Genomic DNA, 2,789 nt, shown 5'->3' on the forward strand with positions numbered 1-2,789 from the left:
GCCGTAGTCGATCGACTGCTCGTTCGTTTTCGCCGAGCCGGGCCGACGGCTATTGCGGTGCCCCTGCCCGGAGGCGGCGACGCCTCTTGGCGGCGCGACCTGGTCGAGTTCCTGCGCGGTTTCGTTCAGGGCCTTCGAACTATCCATCAATATAATCCCTCCCCAACATGCTTGTTGAAACTGGGTCCGGTCAGACCAGGATTGCTATCCCGGCTCGCGTACCAAGTGCCGTGACTTACGGCATATTCGTTTAAGGATGCAGGAGAATGGCGGGAAATGTTTTCCCAGTTCCGCAACCATTTATAAGGCAATCCAACGACCGCTTATCCCATTGGCTTACGGAACCGCGCTATGTTGGGGCGGCGTAAACCTGGAGTGGCCCTCTAGGGGAGCCTCGGCAGGACATTTGTCGAATCAGACGGCATGACACGGCAGTCACACGATTTCGGGTGGGCAGTCCTCTCCTTCGCGCCACCGCGGTTCGAACTCTTTAAGGGGTAGTGGGTCCGTTTGAAATTTCGTCCGCATCCATAAGAACCTGCGCGTCACGCCGGCCATGGCTGCTGGCGTTGCTGACAAGCTTTGGGAATTCAGCGATATTGTCGCGCTGATTGAGGCTAAAGAGGCAGAGAAACCTCTGGTTCGCGGTCCGTACAAAAACGGAGAGAGAATTGAAATACGAATGGGCTGACAATCCCGACTTAGTTCTTCCAATTACAGCCTGTTTCGTTGTGTTGGTGCCGGGTTTTCTAGCCGTGTTTATCTCACTTCTGAGCATAATTGTGCGGACCAATTTCTTAGGGCCAATAGATGAGCAAAACCTCCCTTGGCGCGAACGCCTCGGACGGCGTAATGCAAGACTGTACGCCGACTTCTTCTCACCCCGCTTCCGGTCGGCGCGCCGTGTCATGGCATATGGTGTTATCGGCTATCTCTGCGCGTTCGGCGCGGCCCTTCTCATTGTGACGGACTTCGGTCACCCGTCATGATCGGAATTTCAAACTGCCCCACTACCCTTTAAGGCAAGCGCTTGACCGCCTGGGCTATGTTCACTATACGTTCTCGCCCATGACCACGCACCGAAACCTCGACCTCATACGCTGACCGCCCTGCGGCCGCCCTTGCGGCGGCCGAGAACGCATGCGCATGAAACCGAGGACAATGTCGTGATCCACACCTCCAGGAAATCCGAGACGACTACGAGGCAGGTCTGGCGCGCGCCCATACGCGCGGCCATGGGCGCCTGAGCGCGCGCCTCTTCGTCAGTTTCCGATTTCCATCACCGTGCCTGTGGCACGGTCGCGGCCGAGGTGTCGAAATGATCCGCTACAAGACCCTGAAGGGTGCCGAGAGCAGCAACTCCAGCACCTTCCGCAACAAGCTACAGCAATCCTTGCCGCGCTTCCTCGCCTACTGCGGGATCATGCGAGCATGCCGCTCCATCCCGCAGTTCCGGCAGCTGAAACCTGTGGTCGTCGGTTTGTTGGTCCCGGCGGGCGCAGATAAGGAAATCTATGAAGAGGCCGTCCACTATGCCGCGCATGGCCCTTCCTTCATCTATGGCGGCCTCGACGGCACCGAAATCCTTACGAAGGGCGACCGTTGGACGAAGGCCAAGGAGGCGGAACTCTCCGCGGCGCTCTCGAAGCGGCGGCGCGTCGTCCTGATGATGGAGAGCGGCGCGGAGTTGCCGGATTACTTCCGCCTCGCCGCTGACGGGGTGGTCAAAGTGGGGCCGATCCGGCCGCGGCACGTCATCGCCGGGGCAAGGCTCTGCCTCAAGACGGAGATCACGCCCGAACAGGCCGAGTTCATCGCCACGATGCCCCTGTCCGTCATCGGTGCCACGCTGCGCCCGGGAAGGTCCGTCGCTCACGCGATCAAGCTAATGGTGCAGGCCAGTGCGCCGAGGGCGGCCAAAGACATTTCTGGCCCGACGCTTGACGACCTCCATGGCCTCGGCGAGGCGGGCGAATGGGGCCGCGAGCTGGCGACTGACCTCGCCGACTGGCGGGCTGGAACGATCGGCTGGGCAGACGTGGATCGCGGCATTCTGCTCTCCGGGCCGCCCGGAACGGGCAAGACCACGTTCGCGGGCGCTCTCGCGCGCACCTGCAACGTCCACCTCGTCCTTGGCTCCCTCGGCCGCTGGCAGGCGAAGGGCCACCTCGGTGACCTTCTGAAGGCCATGCGGGCGGCGTTCGACGACGCAAGAAAGAATGCGCCGTCGATTATCTTCATCGACGAGATCGACGCCGTCGGCGACCGCGAGAAGTTCACCGACCACAACGCGCAGTACTGCACGGAGGTGGTGGCCGCGCTGCTCGAGTGCATCGACGGCGCGGAAGGCCGCGAGGGCGTCGTCGTGGTCGGAGCCTGCAACTATCCTCACAAGCTCGATGCCGCGATCGTCCGTGCCGGCCGCCTCGACAGGCATGTCCGCATTCCCCTGCCGGACCAGAAGGGCCGCGAAGGAATCCTGCGCTGGCACCTGCAGGGATTGCTTGCCGATGCCGACCTATCGGAAATCGCTGTGAGAACCGAAGGCTGGAATGGCGCCTCCCTCGAGCAGTTGGTCCGGCAGGCGAGACGGCGGGCAAGGCGGGCGCGCCGCGACATGACGCTCGAGGACCTCGTGTCCGAGCTTCCCGCTTTGGTTCCCATTCCGCCGGAAATGCGCCGCCGGGTGGCCGTCCATGAGACCGGACATGCCATCGTCGCGCTCGCGCTCGCGTGCGGCGAACTCGTTTCGGTTTCGGTCGAGAAAGCCATCCTCCCGAATCCCGAGC

At 62.1% G+C, this 2,789-nt stretch carries 2 protein-coding genes and 1 pseudogene; all 3 read left to right on the forward strand.

Annotated features, from left to right (window positions below; genetic code table 11):
• Positions 1-514 precede the first annotated feature (514 nt).
• Positions 515-616, forward strand: a pseudogene (locus EOA38_RS32675) (IS1 family transposase); the annotation flags it as partial.
• A gap of 55 nt (positions 617-671) precedes the next feature.
• Positions 672-989, forward strand: a complete 318-nt coding sequence (locus EOA38_RS32680; protein WP_127301167.1) for a hypothetical protein — start codon at positions 672-674, stop codon at positions 987-989.
• Positions 990-1,318: 329 nt separating this feature from the next.
• Positions 1,319-2,789 (forward strand): ATP-binding protein (locus EOA38_RS32685; RefSeq protein ID WP_145966182.1); only part of this gene is annotated, 1,471 nt, incomplete at its 3' end.

Origin of the sequence: Mesorhizobium sp. M1E.F.Ca.ET.041.01.1.1 (assembly GCF_003997355.1) — a bacterium.
In the GTDB taxonomy this organism is placed as follows: domain Bacteria; phylum Pseudomonadota; class Alphaproteobacteria; order Rhizobiales; family Rhizobiaceae; genus Mesorhizobium.